The following is a 1,309-nucleotide window of genomic DNA, read 5'->3' as shown; positions in this document are numbered from 1 at the left end:
TGAACCGTACCGGGTTTGTCGGAGACCACTTTTCTTGAGAGAATGTCCCGATGAAAAAAGTAAAATACACCCCTGAAATCAGAGATAGAGCGGTTCAATTATTGATTGAATCTGAAAAAGATTATCCTTCTACTTGGGCTGCAATCACCGCTATTGCTCCCAAGATAGGTTGTACTCCTGAAACTCTACGTGTTTGGTATCAAAAATATTTAGATAAACAAAACCCAATTAAAGTACAGCAACTTTCAGATCAAGAACGTATTAAACAACTCGAACGTGAAAATAAAGAACTGCAACGTGCTAACGAAATTCTACGTAAAGCAGCCGCTTTTTTCGCCCAGGCGGAGCTCGACCGCCCACACAAATAATGGTGGATTTTATCCAGAACAATAAAGATCGATATGGTGTTGAAGCGATTTGTAGAATTTTACCGATTGCAGCTTCGACCTATTATCGGGCTTTAGATCTCGTTGATAACCCAGAACATCGAGCGAAACGTGCTCTGCATGATTTACATCATGCAGAGCAAATCAAACGTATTTGGAAAGAAAGTTTAGGTCGATATGGTGTGCGTAAGGTCTGGCAACAACTGAAACGTGAAGGCTATGTGATTGCACGTTGTACAGTTGCTCGATTGATGCAGAAGCTAGGTATACAAGGTGTTTGGCGTGGTAAGAATAAACAAACCACCCGTAGCCGAGATGATCAAAAACGAGCAGATGACTTAGTAAAACGCAATTTTAATGCAGATCATCCTGACCAGCTGTGGGTCGCTGACTTCACGTATATTCAAACTCATTCAGGCTGGGTCTATACCGCCTTTATTATTGATGTGTTCTCGCGAGCAATTGTTGGATGGAAAGTATCAACACGTATGAATACAGATATGGTGCTCGATGCACTGGAGCAAGCATTGCATGATCGAGGCATGCCAAAGAACGTGATTCATCATAGTGACAGAGGCGTGCAATATCTTTCCATTCGTTATACCAATCGTTTAGAAGCAGCAAATTTACGAGCATCAGTCGGTACGACCGGTGATTCATACGATAATGCTTTGGCTGAAACGGTGAATGGCTTATACAAAACAGAGGTGATTGAATATTTAAAAGCGGATTGGCAAGGTTTAGCGGATGTACAACTTGCGACACTAAACTGGGTAGATTGGTTCAATAAAGAGCGTGTACACAGTGCACTGGGTTATGTATCACCTTTTGAGTTTGAAGCAATGTACTATGATAAGATTAACCCGTTAGGTCAGGTGGCCTAACTTAAATAAAAAAGTCTCCGACAAACCCGGTACGGTTCA

At 41.7% G+C, this 1,309-nt stretch carries 1 protein-coding gene and 1 other annotated feature; the gene reads left to right on the top strand.

Annotated elements, in window-relative coordinates:
* Positions 1-50 precede the first annotated feature (50 nt).
* A protein-coding gene (locus tag D7V20_RS19165) for an IS3 family transposase (protein ID WP_100833221.1) occupies positions 51-1,270 on the top strand; the annotation gives its coding sequence in 2 pieces (ribosomal slippage) (positions 51-327 and positions 327-1,270; 1,221 coding nt in all).
* Positions 326-442 (top strand) — a sequence feature (AL1L pseudoknot). (Overlaps the previous gene by 117 nt.)
* Positions 1,271-1,309: the final 39 nt, after the last annotated feature.

It is taken from the genome of Acinetobacter rongchengensis, from assembly GCF_003611475.1.
In the GTDB taxonomy this organism is placed as follows: Bacteria; Pseudomonadota; Gammaproteobacteria; order Pseudomonadales; family Moraxellaceae; genus Acinetobacter; species Acinetobacter rongchengensis.
Note: the sequence above shows the minus strand (reverse complement) of the source record. Positions and strands in the feature narration are given on the sequence as shown.